The sequence below is a fragment of the Pseudoalteromonas shioyasakiensis genome (genome assembly GCF_019134595.1).
Lineage (GTDB): Bacteria > Pseudomonadota > Gammaproteobacteria > Enterobacterales > Alteromonadaceae > Pseudoalteromonas > Pseudoalteromonas shioyasakiensis_A.
The window spans coordinates 2768608-2786642 of the sequence record NZ_CP077770.1 but is presented as its reverse complement, the minus strand read 5'-3'; the positions used below and the strand labels follow the sequence as shown (position 1 = coordinate 2786642).

The 18035-nt window shown below is 41.1% G+C and carries 19 protein-coding genes; 16 read left to right on the top strand and 3 right to left on the bottom strand.

Annotated elements, in window-relative coordinates; translation table 11 throughout:
- Nucleotides 1-65 precede the first annotated feature (65 nt).
- Nucleotides 66-524 (top strand): LPP20 family lipoprotein, encoded by a 459-nt coding sequence (locus tag KQP93_RS12960; RefSeq protein ID WP_054562225.1) that lies wholly within the window; start codon nt 66-68, stop codon nt 522-524.
- Between the two features lie 113 nt (nt 525-637).
- Here the strand turns inward: KQP93_RS12960 and flgN are convergent, their stop codons facing one another.
- The 3 genes from flgN to flgA all read right to left on the bottom strand — a co-directional run bounded on the left by flgN (nt 638) and on the right by flgA (nt 2165).
- Complete coding sequence (gene flgN / locus KQP93_RS12955; RefSeq protein WP_130166620.1) at nt 638-1069, bottom strand: flagellar protein FlgN; 432 nt, start codon at nt 1067-1069, stop codon at nt 638-640.
- On the bottom strand, nt 1062-1382 hold the full coding sequence (gene flgM, locus KQP93_RS12950; RefSeq protein WP_054553314.1) for a flagellar biosynthesis anti-sigma factor FlgM: 321 nt from the start codon (nt 1380-1382) through the stop codon (nt 1062-1064). Before flgM ends, flgN begins: the two co-directional genes overlap by 8 nt.
- Before the next feature lie 78 nt (nt 1383-1460).
- Complete coding sequence (gene flgA, locus KQP93_RS12945; protein WP_217874747.1) at nt 1461-2165, bottom strand: flagellar basal body P-ring formation chaperone FlgA; 705 nt, start codon at nt 2163-2165, stop codon at nt 1461-1463.
- A gap of 142 nt (nt 2166-2307) precedes the next feature.
- Between flgA and KQP93_RS12940 the strand changes: the two genes are divergently transcribed.
- The 15 genes from KQP93_RS12940 to KQP93_RS12870 all read left to right on the top strand — a co-directional run bounded on the left by KQP93_RS12940 (nt 2308) and on the right by KQP93_RS12870 (nt 17883).
- Nucleotides 2308-3240, top strand: a complete 933-nt coding sequence (locus KQP93_RS12940; RefSeq protein WP_054562222.1) for a chemotaxis protein — start codon at nt 2308-2310, stop codon at nt 3238-3240.
- 21 nt (nt 3241-3261) lie between these two features.
- Entirely contained in the window at nt 3262-4092 is an 831-nt protein-coding gene (locus tag KQP93_RS12935) for a CheR family methyltransferase (RefSeq protein ID WP_054562221.1), read from the top strand.
- A gap of 135 nt (nt 4093-4227) precedes the next feature.
- Nucleotides 4228-4638 carry a flagellar basal body rod protein FlgB gene (flgB, locus tag KQP93_RS12930; RefSeq protein ID WP_054562220.1) on the top strand — a complete coding sequence of 137 codons (411 nt, stop codon included), beginning with the start codon at nt 4228-4230 and terminating at the stop codon, nt 4636-4638.
- A 2-nt stretch (nt 4639-4640) separates the two neighbouring features.
- Nucleotides 4641-5072 (top strand): flagellar basal body rod protein FlgC, encoded by a 432-nt coding sequence (flgC, locus tag KQP93_RS12925; protein WP_058586423.1) that lies wholly within the window; start codon nt 4641-4643, stop codon nt 5070-5072.
- A gap of 13 nt (nt 5073-5085) precedes the next feature.
- Nucleotides 5086-5766 carry a flagellar hook assembly protein FlgD gene (locus KQP93_RS12920; protein WP_058586422.1) on the top strand — a complete coding sequence of 227 codons (681 nt, stop codon included), beginning with the start codon at nt 5086-5088 and terminating at the stop codon, nt 5764-5766.
- Between the two features lie 51 nt (nt 5767-5817).
- The gene (gene flgE, locus KQP93_RS12915) at nt 5818-7185 is read left to right on the top strand and encodes a flagellar hook protein FlgE (RefSeq protein ID WP_063529168.1); all 1368 of its coding nucleotides are present in this window, start codon (nt 5818-5820) and stop codon (nt 7183-7185) included.
- Between the two features lie 160 nt (nt 7186-7345).
- A complete protein-coding gene (locus KQP93_RS12910; protein ID WP_054553307.1) occupies nt 7346-8110 on the top strand; it encodes a flagellar basal body rod protein FlgF in 765 nt (254 codons plus the stop codon).
- Nucleotides 8111-8131: 21 nt separating this feature from the next.
- A complete protein-coding gene (flgG, locus tag KQP93_RS12905) occupies nt 8132-8920 on the top strand; it encodes a flagellar basal-body rod protein FlgG (RefSeq protein ID WP_054553306.1) in 789 nt (262 codons plus the stop codon).
- A gap of 15 nt (nt 8921-8935) precedes the next feature.
- Nucleotides 8936-9619 (top strand): flagellar basal body L-ring protein FlgH, encoded by a 684-nt coding sequence (gene flgH / locus KQP93_RS12900; protein ID WP_054562216.1) that lies wholly within the window; start codon nt 8936-8938, stop codon nt 9617-9619.
- A gap of 12 nt (nt 9620-9631) precedes the next feature.
- On the top strand, nt 9632-10726 hold the full coding sequence (locus KQP93_RS12895; protein WP_217874746.1) for a flagellar basal body P-ring protein FlgI: 1095 nt from the start codon (nt 9632-9634) through the stop codon (nt 10724-10726).
- Between the two features lie 188 nt (nt 10727-10914).
- A complete protein-coding gene (flgJ, locus tag KQP93_RS12890) occupies nt 10915-11883 on the top strand; it encodes a flagellar assembly peptidoglycan hydrolase FlgJ (RefSeq protein ID WP_217874745.1) in 969 nt (322 codons plus the stop codon).
- A 13-nt stretch (nt 11884-11896) separates the two neighbouring features.
- Nucleotides 11897-13945: a flagellar hook-associated protein FlgK gene (gene flgK, locus KQP93_RS12885; protein WP_217874744.1), complete on the top strand. Its 2049-nt coding sequence runs from the start codon at nt 11897-11899 to the stop codon at nt 13943-13945.
- A gap of 2 nt (nt 13946-13947) precedes the next feature.
- On the top strand, nt 13948-15180 hold the full coding sequence (gene flgL / locus KQP93_RS12880) for a flagellar hook-associated protein FlgL (RefSeq protein ID WP_217874743.1): 1233 nt from the start codon (nt 13948-13950) through the stop codon (nt 15178-15180).
- Nucleotides 15181-15526: 346 nt separating this feature from the next.
- A complete protein-coding gene (locus KQP93_RS12875; protein WP_217874742.1) occupies nt 15527-16486 on the top strand; it encodes a flagellin N-terminal helical domain-containing protein in 960 nt (319 codons plus the stop codon).
- 428 nt (nt 16487-16914) lie between these two features.
- Complete coding sequence (locus KQP93_RS12870) at nt 16915-17883, top strand: flagellin N-terminal helical domain-containing protein (RefSeq protein ID WP_217874741.1); 969 nt, start codon at nt 16915-16917, stop codon at nt 17881-17883.
- Nucleotides 17884-18035 lie beyond the last annotated feature (152 nt).

The following is an 18035-nucleotide window of genomic DNA, read 5'->3' as shown; positions in this document are numbered from 1 at the left end:
GACTGTACCACAGTGGCATTAAACGTGCATATTTGTAGCCAAAGAGTTTTAAGCGGAAGCAAATTATGCGAGCACTTCTATTCGGTGGGCTGGTTGCCTGCGCAGCATTAACAGGCTGCAGTAGTATTTTTGATAAACATGTAGAATACACTTACATTGAGCCAGATAGCTACCCAGTGCTAAAAGCCGTGGGTTATGCGCCAATTAGTGCTCAACCAGGTAGCAATGAATCGCAGCGTACTCTACTTGCGATTAAAGCCTCAAAGCTTGAAGCTTACCGCGAGCTTGCTGAGCAAGTTTACGGGCAAAGAATTTCCGCAGGCACTACAGTGCAAAACAGCATTGCTCATAATGATCAATTACAAAGCCAAGTACAAGGTGTGATCAAAGGTGCACAGGTTATTAAAACCTATGCAGTAGGGGATACTTACGCAACTGAATTACAGCTTGATATGAAGCGAGTGCACGATTTATACATCGGCGAAGTAAAACCGCGCCAAGTGAAAAAAGTAACATATTATTAGGTGCAACTTAGTCTAGTTGTAACCTATTGGCTTGCCGCATAAGTCCAGCAAATTCTGCCAGCATTAAAAAAGCGCGATAACTTAGTTATCGCGCTTTTTTAATGAAATAGTATTTAGGCTTTCAAGTTGTGAACGATTTTCTTATCGCCTTGGATCACGCTGCCGCCTTGGTCGTAGGTCATCGATGATGGTGCACCGATTAAAATATCTTTAAGTTGCTTAACACTCAACTGTGCTTGATGAGCCGCGTGAGCGTTTACATCATTTTTCTTCTTGCAGCTTGCTAGGAGAGTATTTACTTGCTTAATGAGTGCATTTACTTCGTCATCTTGCGATTCGTTGTGCGCAACAAGCTTTTGCACTTCTTTATCAATGGTTTGAATTTGTTGGAGCAATGAGATTTTTTGTTGGGCAATACTCTTTAATCCGTCACCACGCTTTGCAGCAATGGCTGTCAACTCATCATCTAACAGCGCAGCAATAGACTCCAAGCACGAAACTTGTTGTGTTAATTTGCTAGCTATTAAATGATTATGATCAGCCATAGACATCAAACTCGAATGCAGCGATGTTCTTTGCTAGCTTTTCAGCATCAATTTGGTATTTACCCTCACTGATTGCTTTTTTCAGCTCAGCCACTTTATTGCTATCAAAGCCAGATGATTGCTCTGCTTTTTCTTGCAAAGATTTTAGCTGTTTAGCTTGAGGAGTTAAGCTCACAGAATCTGCACTTGCTTTTGGTGCGGCCGATTTTGCAGCGGCTGCATTAGCATTATCTTTTTGTAAATCAAGCTTTTTTTGCTTGGTATTTGTCAACACAGAAGGCTGTTGTTGACCATTATTGACATTGCTTACCATAATTTTGACCTATACATTACCCAACATATGCCTTTATATCGGCGGGCACAGCGGATACTTTAGCATAAATATAAAAAATTAAATATTTACTTGTACAGACTCGACCCCATCCACACGTGCATTTAATACTTTACCTGATTTTTTGTTTTTTACACGTACTAATTCGTCTAACGTACCATCTTCTAGAGCAACTCCGGTGGTTTTAATTCTTAACCCGCGTAATGAAGCATAGATAGTTACATTATCGCCTTTACAAACCATACAAACTTGGCTCATAACAATAGGTGTGCCGTCACGTAAATTGCGCTTACTGCGACTGCCAATAAGTATAGCCTCATCTTGAACATATTGCGTTCTAACAAATTGCTTGGGCTTCATTTCGAGGCGTAAATGTTCAGGGCGAATGACCTCTCCACGGGCTAAATTAGTGGTAACAACAACCACAGGTTCGAGCTCAATAATGCGCACGTGAACGTATTGAGTCCAACTATTTAAATCTTGGCACTTAAGTTGTACAGTTACCTGCCGATTAAAAGGAGGCTCAGTTGGTAACTCTTTGTTAATTGGTGACTCACATAACCTCTCAGGAATGCGACTATCTAATGGTAAAGCACTAATTTGAGGTGTGGTGTCCAGATCAGGGAGCTGCTCGCTAACAAAATCGATGGCGATTTGTTGAAGTTGCTCGGTATTATAAACTTCTGCCTGTAGTTGTGTTGTAAACAACAGGCTAGTAAGAAAATAAAAAACACTGTATCTTCGGCTTTTTTTTAACAAACTCATATTGTTTCGACTATGCTTATGGTTGAAAACAAGGTATAAATATTTTGCGTCAAAAAACAGACGCTTTGTAACCTTATGTAGCTTTAACACAAAGAAGGCAATTATTGTTCCAGCTCTGATTGTTTATCTTTAGGAGATTGAAATGGCAGGCATTTTAGACTCAGTTAACCAGCGTACTCAGTTGGTTGGGCAAAACCGCCTTGAATTACTATTATTCAAACTCAGAGGGCGACAACGCTTTGGTATAAACGTGTTTAAAGTAAGAGAGGTTCTGCAATGTCCACCACTTACTAACATGCCTAAATCAAATGCGTACATTCGCGGTGTTGCGCATATCCGTGGTCAAACTATCTCTGTTATTGATTTATCGATGGCTGTAGGTGGCCCTGCAATTGAAAATATCAAAGACAGTTTTATCATCATTGCTGAGTACAACCGTTCAGTGCAAGGGTTTTTAGTTGGCGGTGTTGAACGAATCGTTAATATGAACTGGGAAAAAATAATGCCGCCGCCTTCGGGAGCCGGACGTTATTCTTACCTAACTGCGGTCACTGAGATTGAAAACGAATTAGTTGAAATTCTCGATGTAGAAAAGATATTAAACGAAATTTGCCCAGTTAACACTGAAGTGAGTGCTGAAGTAGTTGGTGAAGGTGAGATTCAGCGTGACTTAGGTGAGCGTATTGTCTTTATTGCTGATGACTCTGCAGTAGCTCGAAACCAAGTTAAGCGTGCGCTTGAACCTCTAGGTGTACAAACTGAACTAGCTAAAAACGGAAAAGAAGCGCTTTTACGTTTAAGAGAGATTGCTCAGCTCGATTGTCAAAATGATATTACTGAACGTGTTGGTCTATTAATATCTGATGTAGAAATGCCAGAAATGGACGGTTATACCTTAACCGCTGAAATTAAGGCTGATCCAAAATTATCACCTTTGCATGTGATCTTGCATACCTCTTTAAGTGGGGTGTTTAACCAAGCAATGATCGAAAAAGTGGGTGCTGATGATTTTATTGCAAAATTTAACCCAGATGAATTAGCGACAGCTGTGAAGAAGTGGGTTCATTGTGATTAATTATTTATAGGTGGTATTACTTTGGAAAATAAGCATTTACAACAAAGCGAATACGATCAATTCCGCTCTTTTTTAGAGCAACAATGTGGCATTGTGCTTGGCGATAATAAACTTTATTTAGTTAAAAGCCGCCTTGCGCCGCTTATGGCGCGTTTTAATGTTGAGTCTTTATCACAGTTGGTAAGTAAAACACTAAGCCCTCATGAGAGGCAGCTTCGTGCCGCTGTCGTTGATGCGATGACAACCAATGAAACGCTTTGGTTTCGTGACCAATATCCGTTTGAGTTATTGAAAACAAAACTATTTCCTGAGCTTAAAGATGTGCGTAGGCCACTAAAAATATGGTCAGCGGCAAGTTCATCAGGACAAGAGCCGTACTCAATTGCCATGTCGGTTGCCGAGTTCCAATCTAAAAACCCAGGCGTATTAAAGATGGGTGCGCAAATTATTGGCACTGATATCTCTAATACCATGCTTGATATGTGCAAGAATGCTGAGTATGACTCGCTGGCGCTCGCTCGTGGCTTGTCGATGGAGCGTCGTCAAAAGTTCTTTAAGGACAGCGGTAATGGAATGGCTCAGGTAGTTGACCCTATACGTAAAATGGTCAGCTTTAGACATTTAAACTTACTCGATTCATATGCCCTAATGGGCAAGTTTGACATCATATTTTGCCGTAATGTGTTGATTTACTTTTCACCAGAAGTAAAAGCTAAAATCATTTCGCAATTTGCTCAAGCTTTAAACCCGAAAGGTTACCTGTTTTTAGGTGCGTCAGAATCAATGGCGGGCTTAAGTGATAGCTTTGATATGGTTCGTTGTAACCCGGGTATCATCTATCAGAAAAAGTAAACTCTCCTTAGCAACCTAGTCCTTAGGTTGCTAAATTTATCTATTTTTCAGTCTGTTACATAAACATAATCATCTCTTTATTCTTGGCTTAGCTTTTGCATTAACCACTGCAGAGTCAATTTTTTGGAGATGGTTATGGCTATCAGTTTTGATAAAGCATTTGGTGTTCATCCTCATGCGATGTTGATCCGTTCACAACGCGCTGAGTTATTAGCGACAAATATCGCTAATGCTGATACGCCGGGCTATAAAGCGAAAGATATCGATTTTGCCTCGGCATTAAAAGCGGCAAAAAGCAACCAACAAGGCGGCAATAGCATGGTAAGAACCGATGCTAAACATATTGCCGGGGGCAGTCGTTTTGTTGGCAGTGCGGAAATGTTTCGTACGCCAAATCAAGCAGATACAGGTGATGGTAACTCAGTCGATATACAAGTGGAACGAAACTTGTATGTACAGAACTCATTAGAGTATCAGGCAAGCCTGCAATTTATGAGTAGTAAAATTAAAGGCCTTAAAAAAGCCCTCGGTAGTCAAGGAGCTTAATCATGAGTTTGTATAATGTTTTTGATATTTCAGCAACCGGTATGAGTGCGCAAAATGTTCGCTTAAATACCACAGCCAGTAATATTTCGAATGCGAATACGATTAGTTCCAGCCAAGATCAGACATACCGAGCGCGCCATCCTGTTTTTGCTGCAGAGCTGACTAAAGCGTCATCATCACAAAGCAATCCTCAGGGCTCTTCTGTTGGCGTTAAAGTATTAGGTGTTGTAGAGAGCGATAAACCTCTGCAAATTGAATATAACCCGAACCACCCAAGTGCGGATGAAAATGGTTATATCTACAAACCTAACGTTAATGTTGTAGAAGAAATGGCAAATATGATTTCAGCCTCTCGCTCTTACCAAACAAATGTGCAAGTTGCTGATGCAGCTAAGCAAATGTTAAGTAAAACACTGTTGCTTGGGCAGCGGTAACCGAGGATAAGTTATGAGTAACGACATCAGCAGTGCGTCATCAACGTATTTAGATAATTTACGTTGGCAAGACAATCAAAATAAAACAGAAGAGAAAGATGATACTTTAACGCAAGAAGACTTCTTCTCACTTTTAACACAACAGTTGTCGTTTCAAGACCCAAGCAAGCCTGCTGACAACGATCAAATGATTGCGCAGATGACGAATTTCACTATGGCTGAGGGTATTTCAAACTTAAATGAGAAGTTTGAATCACTAACTGCATCAATGACATCTAACTCTGCGTTACAGGCTTCAACGCTTGTTGGTAAGCAAGCGTTACTTGAGTCTGACACCATTGATTTTGATGGCGAAAATCTCGCTAAAGGTTCTGTGGTTGCAGAGACTGCTGTTGAATCTTTAACGTTGAGGATCACGGATTCATCGGGTCAGTTAGTACGCACCATGGAACTTGGTTCGCAATCAGCGGGTGCACTTCGTTTTGAGTGGGATGGCAAAGATAACGATGGCAATGTACTCCCTGAAGGTGAGTATGACATCAGTGCTGAAGGCTTTGTAAATGGAGACTACAGCAGTATGCCAATGGCGACCTTTAAGAATATTGAAAGTGTCAATATTAATGGCGCAAGCGGCATTATCGTAAATACAAAAGAGGGTGCGGTTAGGCTAACTGATATAGCTGAAATCGCATAAGTAAAAAAGGTTTGGGTTAGCTTAGGCTAAGAGATAGGTTAGAGGTGAGTTATGAGCTTCAATATTGCATTAACAGGTTTAGCAGCCGCGCAAAAAGATTTAGACGTTACCGCAAATAACATTGCTAACGTTAATACTACGGGCTTTAAAGAGTCTCGTGCAGAGTTCGCTGATGTATACGCATCATCAGTATTTAGTTCTGGTAAAACAAAAAATGGTGACGGTGTAAGAACGACAATGGTGGCACAGCAATTCCACCAAGGCTCGTTATCTTTCACAAATAACTCGCTCGACTTAGCGATCACTGGTGAAGGTTATTTCGCAATGGCGAATGACCTAGGTGCGCAAGACTTCACATATACTCGTGCAGGTGCGTTTAAATTAAACCAGGATAACTTCATTGTTGATGCAAGCGGTAACTACTTACAAGGTTTCCCTGTTGATGAAGCAACCGGTGATACCACTTCTGTTAGCTTAAGTACATCTTCGGCGTTACAAATTCCTGATGCGTCAGGTTCACCGCGTGCAACCACGAATGTTTATTCATCATTTAACCTAGATTCACGTGCCTCTGCGCCAACAGTGACACCGTTTGACCCTGAAGCAAGTGCTACATATAACAGTTCAACATCAACAACTGTGTATGATTCATTAGGTGAACCACATATTTTACAATTCTTTTTTGTGAAAACAGACTCAGCGACAACAGGTAATGAAAATGAATGGGAAGTGTATGCAACACTTGATGAAAAACCATTTGATGCAAGTGGTGTAGAGCAAACAACAACGCCTTATACACCACTAACTACATTCCAATTTGATTCAAGTGGTTTACCACTTAACACGGATGGTGTTGCTAATACTGATGCATCATTTAACCCATTAACTTTACCAAATGGCGCAGGCGCTGCGACAGGTTTATCTGACTTACTATCTAATGGTGCTAGTTTCCCTGATGATGTAACGATGAACTGGCGTGATGAAGCGGCAACAGCGAACAAAGTACCTACTCAATATGCTAGTAACTTTGAAGTAAAAGCACTTGAACAAGATGGTGCGACTGTAGGTCGTCTATCAGGTATCGATATCGGTTCTGACGGTAAAATTGTTGCTTCGTACAGTAATGGTGACACTTCATTCTTAGGTCAAGTTGCCATGGTACGCTTTTCGAATTCACAGGGTTTACAACAAGTGGGTGATACTTCTTGGAAGAAGAGTTTAACGTCAGGTGAGCCTATTGCTGGCGAACCAGGTTCAGGTACATTGGGTTCAATTAACTCATCTGCGCTTGAACAATCAAACGTAAACCTAACTAACGAACTTGTTGACTTGATTAGTGCGCAGCGTAACTTCCAAGCAAATTCACGTGCGCTTGAGGTTAACTCAACACTACAGCAAAACATCCTACAGATCCGTTAATTTTAACGGCTCTAAGCTTAATCCGACACGAAGGCTGCTCCCTCTATTGGCAGCCTTTTTTCATTCTAATTATTCATTTTTCTCTTCTATTTTAGCGTCAATTTTACTTTGGCACTTTTATTGCATTTCTTAGTTATCGTATTTTTAGTGAGTCAATGTTATGGACAAAATGGTCTACATTGCCATGTCGGGTGCTAAGCAAAGTTTGCGAGGTCTTGAACTCAAGGCCAACAACCTTGCTAATGCTAACACCACTGGCTTTAAAGCTGATTTTGCACAAGCTCGCTCTATGCAAGCCTTCGGTGAAGGTCTGCCATCTAGGGTGTTTGCAATGCAAGAACGCCCTGGATCTAATATGGAATCGGGTGGTTTTGTTGAAACTGGCCGCGAGCTTGATATCGCGATGAGTGACCGTGGTTGGTTGAGTGTACAAGATGCATCAGGCAATGAGGCGTACACCAAAACTGGCACATTAAACATTACTCCAGATGGTGCGTTGATCACTAGCCACGGCCGTCAAGTAATTGGCGAAGGTGGTCCAATCATTTTGCCATTACCTATCGAGAAAGTTGAGTTTAGTGAAGACGGTGCTATTCAGGTTCGCCCACAAGGAGCGCCAGCAAACTTTTTGGAAGTGGTTGATCGCTTAAAAGTGATTGAGGCTGATAACACTCAGCTTGAAAAAGGTAATGACGGTTTATTTCGACCAAAAGAAGACATGTTGGTCAATGACCTTTGTGGTTTTTGTGATATTTCACCAAACGTAAAAGTACTGTCGGGTACGCTTGAAATGTCGAACGTAAACCCAGTACATGAAATGGTCGACATGATCAGCAATCAACGCCAATTTGAATTACAAGTTAAATTAATGAAAACAGCCGAAGAGCTCGACGAGCGTCAAGATCAGCTGTTACGCATTGTTTAAGATGACTGAGAGGGTAGAGTTATGAATCCTGCATTATGGATCAGTAAAACCGGGCTTGACGCCCAGCAAACCGATATTTCGGTGATCTCAAATAATCTCGCGAATGCCAGCACGGTCGGTTACAAAAAAAGCCGCGCCGTATTTGAAGATTTACTATATCAAAACATCAATCAACCAGGTGGTCGTTCATCTCAAGACACTGAAATGCCATCGGGTTTAATGCTTGGTGCAGGTGCCAAAGTGGTAGCTAACCAAAAGAACTTTTCACAAGGTAACATGCTTACCACAGAAAATTCATTGGACTGGATGATCTCAGGTCCTGGTTTTTTTGAAGTGCAATTGCCAGATGGCAACATTGCCTATTCACGTAATGGTCAATTCACCACTGACGAAGATGGCCGCATTGTGACCTCGGGCGCGGGTTTTCCATTACAGCCAGAAATGAACGTACCAGACGATGCACAATCAATTACTGTTTCGCAAGACGGTGAAGTGTCGGTACGTATTTCAGGTCAAGCAGAGAACGTGGTAATTGGTCAGCTAACAATTAGTGACTTTATTAATCCATCAGGTCTTGAGCCTATGGGGCAAAACTTGTACACCGAAACCGCTGTGAGTGGCGCACCTGTGCAAGGGAACCCAGGTATCGATGGTTTAGGTACTGTGGTTCAAGGTTCACTAGAAACGTCTAATGTGAATGTAACAGAAGAACTCGTTAACTTGATTGAAACACAACGAATTTATGAAATGAATTCAAAAGTGATTTCAGCGGTTGATGAAATGCTTAGTTACATCAATCAACAGCTTTAATGGCTAGGAGGCAGCATGCGTAATATTATCTTAGTCACATCGGCAGCATTAATGCTGGGTGGTTGTATGACAACGCAAAATCATCATGTGGTTCAGGATGACCCTTACTATGCGCCTATGTATCCGGAGCCAACAACAGAGCCAATGGTTCCAACGGGTTCGTTGTTTGATAGTTATTCAGCAGATGACTTGTACTCAGATAAAAAGGCATTGCGCGCTGGCGATATCATCACTGTTAAATTGCAAGAATCAACGCAAGCCACCAAAGCGGCAAAAACCGAAACCGACAAAGAAACGGACGCTAGTTTAGATCCTGTTATTGGGCTTGGTGGCAATCCAGTTAACATTGGCGGTGATAGCATTCAGTTTGGTATTGGTTCAGGAGCATCGTTTAAAGGTGATTCAAAGTCTAACCAATCGAATAGCTTATTTGGCGATATTTCTGTCAATGTGATGCGTGTTTTACCTAATGGAAACTTGGTTATTCGCGGTGAAAAATGGCTTACTTTGAACACAGGTGAAGAGTTTATTCGCTTAGAAGGCTTAGTTCGTCCTGAAGATGTGCAAGCAGATAACACGGTCACATCAAACCGTATTGCTAATGCGCGAATTCAATACTCAGGTAAAGGGCAAATTCAAGAAACGCAAAGTGCAGGTTGGCTGTCTCGTTTCTTTAGTAGTTCGCTTTTCCCATTTTAGAGGAATAAAGTCATGACTGGGTTTAAATACATCATCGCTCTTTGCTTAATTAGCCTGCAGTTTTCTGCACAGGCTGAGCGAGTCAAAGATGTATCTATGGTTGAGGGTGTTCGCTCAAACCAATTAGTGGGTTATGGTTTGGTTGTCGGTTTGCCCGGCACAGGTGAACAAAGCCGATTTACTCAACAAAGCTTTAAAGCCATGTTGAATGGCTTTGGTATCACTTTACCTGATAGCTTAAAACCTAAGATTAAAAATGTTGCAGCTGTGGCTGTACATGCAGAATTACCAGCATTCAGAAAACCCGGTCAAACCATTGATATCACGGTGTCGTCTATCGGTAGTGCGGGTAGTTTACGTGGCGGTACCTTATTACAAACCTTCCTAAAAGGGGTTGATGGCAATACCTATGCGATTGCACAAGGCAGCTTAGTCGTTGGTGGCCTAGGTGCGGAAGGAGCAGATGGTAGCCGTGTAATTATTAACACACCAACAGTGGGCCGTATTCCAAACGGTGCCATTGTAGAGCGTGCTATTAAGAGCCCGTTTATGCAAGGTGACTACATTACTTTTAATTTAAATCGCCCAGACTTCACAACGGCTAAACGCTTAGAGCAAACGATTAATGATTTAGTGGGTCCTGATAGCGCTCAGGCAATCGATGCAGCGTCAGTACGCGTGTTAGCACCGCGTGATGCATCTCAACGTGTTGCTTATTTGTCGACACTTGAAAACTTAGAGTTTAAGCCAGCAGACACAGCAGCAAAAATTATTGTTAACTCGCGCACAGGCACAATAGTAATTGGCAAAAATGTGAAGCTACAGCCTGCGGCTATTACTCATGGTGGTTTAACGGTCACCATTGCTGAGCAGCAAAATGTGTCACAGCCAAATGCTTTAAGTGATGGTGAAACTACCGTTACCAATCAAAGTATTATTGATGTGAACGAAGATGATTCACGTGCTTTTGTATTTAACCCGGGTGTTAATCTTGATGATCTCGTGCGTGCAATCAATGAAGTTGGGGCTGCACCGGGTGATTTAATGGCAATCCTAGAAGCTTTAAAAGAAGCGGGCGCGATAAACGGGCAACTGGTTATCATTTAAATTAAAACGCGCTTTCGAGCGCGTTTTTTGTTTCTATACCTTAATCGTTCAGCATATAAACATCAGCCAAAATCTTGGCTCTGAAGTTACTCCATTCCTGTATCAGTTATTAGCCAATCTATAAAGTTTTTTGTTGGCGCAATTTTTGCATTCTAATTTTCATTATTAACTATTGTGTCAAAAAGCTGATGGATACTAATCATCTCGACAAGCAAAACTTTTTTGATTTAGGCAACTTAGACTCATTACGTCAAAATGCCTTAAAAAGTGATGCCTCTAGCGATGCGTCAAAAGAGGCGCTGAAAAAAGCGGCGGCACAATTTGAATCTATCTTCACTCAGATGCTGCTTAAAAGTATGCGTAAAGCAAATGAAGCGTTTGAAGATAAAGACAGCCCATTTAATTCAAGCGGCGTTAAATTTTTTGAAGAGATGCATGACCAACAAATGTCGGTTGAGCTTTCATCAAATGGCTCGTTGGGTCTAGCTGACTTGATTGTTCAGCAGCTCTCGCCAGACGGTAAAGAGTTTACACCAGGTTCTGTACTAAGAACGACGGCTGATTTTGCTAGTGATAAACGCGCAAGCGGTGTCCTTGATAGCACTACTGAGGCTCAGGCTAAACCACAAGCTGTCGAGGATACATCAGCGAACGAGCAAACAGAAAACCGCTTTGAAGATGCTGAGTCTTTCATTCGCTCTGTTTGGGAGCACGCTAAAAATGCGGCTGAGAAAATTGGCTTAAATCCAGCTGTGATGGTTGCTCAAGCAGCACTTGAAACGGGCTGGGGTAAACACATCATCAGTAAAGCTGATGGCACAAGTAGTAACAACTTATTCAATATTAAATCGGATAGGAGCTGGCAAGGTGATAAAGCAAGCAAAGTCACGCTTGAATTTGAACAAGGTGTGCCAGTTAAAAAGCAAGCAAGTTTTCGCTCTTATCAATCGATTAAAGATAGTGTGAACGACTTTGTGGATTTTTTAAATGAAAACCCACGTTATCAAGAAGCACTTAATAATACCGCAGAGCCTGCAGCCTTTTTAGATTCGTTACAAAAAGCAGGCTATGCAACTGATCCAAATTATGCCGATAAAATTAAGCAGGTATTGAAGCGCGTTGAGCTTCAAAGCGTCGCTGCTTCATTGGTACGTTAAGGAGTAGACCCTCATGTCATTTAGCTTATATGACATAGCAAATGCCGGTGTAAGAGCTAACTCTGAGCTTTTACAAACCACCAGTAAAAACATCGCCAACGTTAATACCGAGGGCTATGTGCGTGAGCGTACCGAGTTCACAACCATGATCGACAACCAAGTCGGTCGTGGTGAGACTTATCGCTTATTGAATGAATTTGCGCAAAAGCAATTAAATAGAGATACCTCAAATAAAGCATTCTTTGATCAGTTTGTAACTGAAGCAAGCCGTGTAGATAGCTTGTTTTCAGAAGAGTCAAACAGCTTATCAACGAGCGTAAACTCGTTTTTTAATAATGTTCAAGAAAGCTTAAATCAACCGTCATCAACAGTCGCTCGTTCACTGGTCATGACGGATGCGCAAAATTTGATTGATCAAATGGACAGGTTGTCGAGCATTGTGGTTGACCAAAAAGCAGTGGTAAATGAGCAGCTAGAAATCTTTTCAGATGAAGCTAATAACCTGATCCAAAATATCAGTGATTTAAATACCAAGATTGCTTCGGTTCATGGTACTGATCGTGAGTCAGTATCAAGTGGTTTATATAATGAACGTGATAAAGCAATTCGTGACTTATCAGAGCTGATTGATATTGAAACACTCGATGGTAATAACGGCGAAAAACAAGTGTACTTAGGCTCTGGTCAAGCTCTTGTTATGCAAAGTGGCACATTTAACCTGTTTTCATTCAGTGGCGATCCTGATCCGAACTTTAAAGAATTAAAACTTGATGTAAACGGTGGCAAAGCCGTGCCGCTTGAAGTTGATGTGAGTAAATTGAAAGGCAAAATTGGTGGCTTACTGGCATTTCGTGACGATATTTTAGTGCCTGCGCAAAACCAGCTTGGTCAAATGGGCTTATCATTAGCCGACGCCTTTAATCAGCAAAACCGTTTAGGTATGGACGCTAATGGTGAAATTGGTGGTGATATTTTTGCTATTCCAACGGTTGATGCGTTCGGTTATCAAGCTAATACGGGTACATCAACAATGACGGCAACGGTTGAACCAGGTAAAGGCAGCGAATTGCCAGCAAGTGATTTTATTGTGAAATACAGTAATACGAATGAAGTTGAAATTTACCCCGTTGATTATAAAGGCGAGACGATTAAAGATGCCAGCGGTAATGATATTTTTACTACAGCAGCCGTTGATCCAGTGACTGGTAAGGTCAATTTAAAAGATAACCCTACAAATAGTGGCTTAGATCTGTTTGGCTTAGAAATAACTCTCGATATGAGTAACCCACCAAGTGTTGATGACCAATTTATGGTGAAGTTGAACTCTCAGGCTGCAACGAGTCTAGAGCTTGCAACTGAGCGCCCTGAAGACCTAGCGTTAGCATCGCCTATTCGAACTGCGAACGATATCAATAATACCAGTGATGCAAGTATTTCTGCTGGCACAGTGTCTGATATTGATAACTCAACGGGTATTACCGTGGGTCCTCCACCGAGTTTGGCGAATGGCGATATCACGTTAGTGAAAACGGCGAATGCTAACGAGTATCAAATTACAGATGGTAACGGTACATCGACCTTTACCATTACACCACCTACTGAGAATATTCTTGCTCAAGCAGGGGCGCCTTATGATAGTTACGGTTTTGACTTCAATATTGAAGGCTCCCCTGCTACTGGCGACACCTTTACATTAGAGTTTAACACCGGTGGTTTTGATGATAACCGTAATGGTTTGCTATTGGCCGATTTACAAAATGGTGAGCTAGTGCGTCAAAATGTTGAAGCAAGTAGTACAGCCGATAATCATAAAACCTTTAATCAAGCCTATTCAGGCATTGTCACTGATATTGGTGTAGTGACTAGTCAAGCCCAAACGAATGGTGCGGCCTTTACAGCATTGGCTGATCAGTCTGAAGCTTGGTATGAATCGCTATCGGGTGTAAACCTTGATGAAGAAGCAGCTAACTTACTGCGATTTCAACAATCGTATGCAGCATCAGCACAGGTCCTTTCAACAGCACGTACTATTTTTGACACCTTATTAAGTGCGGCGAGGTAATTATGCGTATTTCAAATAACATGATGTATAAGAATAACCTGAATTCTATTCTTAACTCACAGCAAAATGTTAATAAGGCACAAGAGCAGGTTAATACTCAAAAGCGCGTATTAACTGCTGCTGAAGACCCTTCGGCTACGGCTCGCGCATTACTTTATAACGATCGCATTCAGGGTAATGAACAGTTCACAAAAAACATTACTATGCTGAATAGCCGCCTGACAACAGAAGAAAGTGTGCTGCAAAATATTAAAGGTGCGCTTGAGTCTGCTTATACTTTATCTATTCAAGCTGGTAATGGTGCCTATAGTGATATCGACCGTGAAGGTATTGCTGAAGAAGTTAAAGCATTACAAAGTACAGTACTTGATCTTATGAATGCTAAGACTGAAGACGGTAAATTTATCTTTTCGGGTTACCAAGATAATACCCCTTCTTATAGTTACAACAGTACGTCTGGTCGCTATGAATATGGTGGCGATCAGGGGCAACACAAAATCAAAGTGGCTGAAGGTGTAGAAATCAAATCAAGTGACAATGGTTTTGATACATTCGAAAAAGTAGACGCACGCCTAAATGTTGCCTCAAACGATGGCACCGTTTCGGGCGGAATAACAAGCTCAAAAGTATATGTTACTGAACAAGCTGATTTCGATAAATTCCATCAGGCAAATTACAACGCAGATCCTGCCGCAGCGGCAAACGCTAATACACTAAGCTTTATTACTACCACAGGCACACCAGATACATTTGTTGTACAGCAAGCAGGTGTAACGATTGATAGTGGCAGCTTTGAAAACGGAAAAATCGTTTATAAAGGTATAGAGGTGAACATTGAGCCTGTTGCAAACGGCCAAGTTGATGTTGATCTTGAAGCACCGCAAAAAGAAAATGCATTGAATACTCTGGATGATCTTATTGCAGGCTTAACTGACCCTAACTTAACGCAAGAAGAGTTTGATCAGGTTTTAGCAGATGCTGTTGTACAGCTAAATAATGCTAAAAACCAGGTTTCACTTGTTCAGGCAGGTTTAGGTGGGCGTTTAAATACAGCTGAGAAAATTGAAAGATCTAATGGTGATCTAGATACAAGTAATAAAGCAGCGAAAGCTGAGCTTGTTGAACTTGATATGGCAGAAGCAATTACTGAACTCACTAAACAAGAAACTTCACTGCAAGCGGCTCAGGCAACATTTGGCCGTTTGGCTAACCTTTCATTATTTGATTACTTATAATTTGCTAAGGTTAAGCTCATTTAATGAGCTTAACCTTCAAAACCTTCCTTAACTTTCCTTTTAAAAACCTATTTAAGCGTACTCTTTGTAGTGTTATGAGCTCTCAAAGTATATTTAAAAGAATGATTCTGTTGGGCCAATAAAGCAGTTTTTAAAATAATTTAAAGATATTTTTTGTTTTAATACAAGGCGTTAAATAAAAAAATAAAAATTGTTTAAAAATTCGCTAAAGGATTTTTTGACCGGACCGATAACTTAATTAACCAAGCAACGTAGCAAACAACTGCTACAGCTTAATTAGAGTAAGTTTAAGAGTAAATGATAAGTTTACTTCGGGAGAAATATCATGGCACTTTATGTAAATACAAATGTTAGTTCATTAAACGCACAAAGACAATTAATGAATTCTGGTAACTCACTTGATACTTCATTCAAGCGTTTATCATCAGGCATGCGAATCAACAGCGCAGCAGACGATGCGGCAGGTCTACAAATTTCTGACCGTTTAACATCACAAATCAACGGTCTTAACCAAGGTAACCGTAACGCGAATGACGGTATCTCTTTAGCCCAAACAGCTGAAGGCGCACTAGACGAAGTAACGTCAATGTTTCAACGCATGCGTACACTAGCTCAACAGGCGGCGAATGGTTCAAACACAGATGAAGACCGTCTAGCGATTCAAGACGAAATGCGTTCTCTTTCATTGGAAGTAAACCGTGTTGCAAGTGATACAACTTTCGGTGGTCAAAACCTTTTAGATGGCACTTATGATGCGAAGTTCCAAGTAGGTGCTGATGCAGTGCAAACTATCGACTTCAGCATGCAAACTGTGGGTGCAACGACAAATAGTCTAGAAGCAAATGGTGGTTTCACTATCTCTGGTATCGCAGGTGTTGCTGCAGGTGTAACTGGTAATACTCTTACTGAATTAGCTGACGGCGTGAGTGCAATTTCAGGTGCAGCTAATAGTTATACATTTGAAGGCACTTTTAAAGCTGCGGATATAAGTGTATCTACTCAAGCAAACGCACAAGCTGTTCTTGCTGGTATGGATTCTCTAATTGCAGTCGTTGATAAAAAGCGAGCTGAGTTAGGTGCTGTACAAAACCGTTTCCAATCAACTATTCGTAACCAATCGAATATTGCTGAAAACCTTAGTGCTGCGAAATCACGCATCAAAGATACAGACTTTGCTCAAGAGACAGCGAACTTAACTAAGATGCAAATCTTACAACAAGCTAGCCAAACAATTTTAAGCCAAGCTAACCAACGTCCTCAAGCGGCATTAAGCTTACTAGGTTAATAGTTGGGGATTTGAGTTAAAGTGAAGTCAAAACTTTGACTCAAAAGAAAAGCGCCTTTGTCTAATGGGGTATTAACAAAGGCGCTAAGATAGGATTATAAAGCGGAGGCGCTCAAAATCCTGACAGTAGCGTTCTAACATTTGTAAGAACATAAAATAGTTAGCACAAATTATGCCATAGTTTGTGAAAAAGAACCCACTCTCAAACTTATCTCTTCCAAGGCTCCTATTAGGAGCCTTTTCTCATTCTTAAGTGTTTAGTTAATAGTTGGCCTATTAATTGCTCTAATTCTTTTAAGTTAATCAACTAATCAGCAAAGTGGCAGTTTTTTGCCCTAGGCGACTTAGAATTGCCGTTGTAAGGGTCACTTTGTCAAGTTCACTTTTAAAAACTGGCTTTACTTTGACAGATAAGAAGAGAGTAAATTATGGCTTTATATGTAAATACTAACGTGAGTGCATTAAACGCACAAAGACAACTAGATAGAACCGGTGGCGATTTAGATACCTCGTTTAAGCGTCTTTCATCAGGTCTACGTATTAACAGTGCGGCTGATGATGCTGCAGGTTTACAAATTTCTGACCGCTTACAATCTCAAATTCTTGGTTTAAATCAGGGTAACCGAAATGCTAACGACGGTATTTCGCTTGCGCAAACTGCTGAAGGTGCGCTTGATGAAATTACCTCAAGTTTTCAGCGCATCAGAACATTATCACAACAAGCAGCTAATGGTTCAAATACAGATGAAGATCGTTTAGCTATCCAAGAAGAAATTCGTCAGTTATCAGCAGAAGTAAACCGAATTGCTTCTGATACCACCTTTGGTGGCCAAAACTTACTAGATGGTAGTTATTCAGCGAGTTTTCAAGTAGGTGCGGATGCTGTACAGACAATTGGCTTTAGTATGCAATCAGTTGGCGCGACGACGAATAGTTTAGAGGCTAATGGTGGATTTACTCTGTCGGGTATTGCTGGTATTGCAGCAGGCGTAGCTGGTAATACACTTGAAGAGCTTGCCGCAGGTTTAAGTGGTATTGATGGAGTAACTCAAGCTGACTCAGTAAGTTTTTCGTCGGTATTTACTGCTGGTGGGATTAGTGTTTCAACCCAAGTTAACGCACAAGCTGTGCTTGCTGGTATGGACTCGTTAATCGCAGTAGTAGATAAAAAGCGTGCAGAGCTTGGTGCTGTACAAAATCGTTTTCAATCTACGATTCGCAACCAATCTAATATTGCTGAAAACTTAAGTGCTGCAAAATCTCGTATTAAAGATGCTGACTTCGCTGCAGAAACGGCAGCGCTAACAAAAAACCAAATTTTACAACAAGCTAGCCAAACCATTTTAGGTCAAGCAAATCAACGACCCCAAGCGGCTTTAAGTTTGTTACAAGGTTAAATTTAAAAATAATTTAAAAAATTTACAAATAAAGCTAAAGCTTTCGCTTTGTCGGACGATAAGCGAGTTAGAGAACTATAAATCTAGGACTCTAAGTCGGTTAAATAGCAGGGTAGGGGTATCCCGCGTTTAACTATAAAATGATAAAGCGG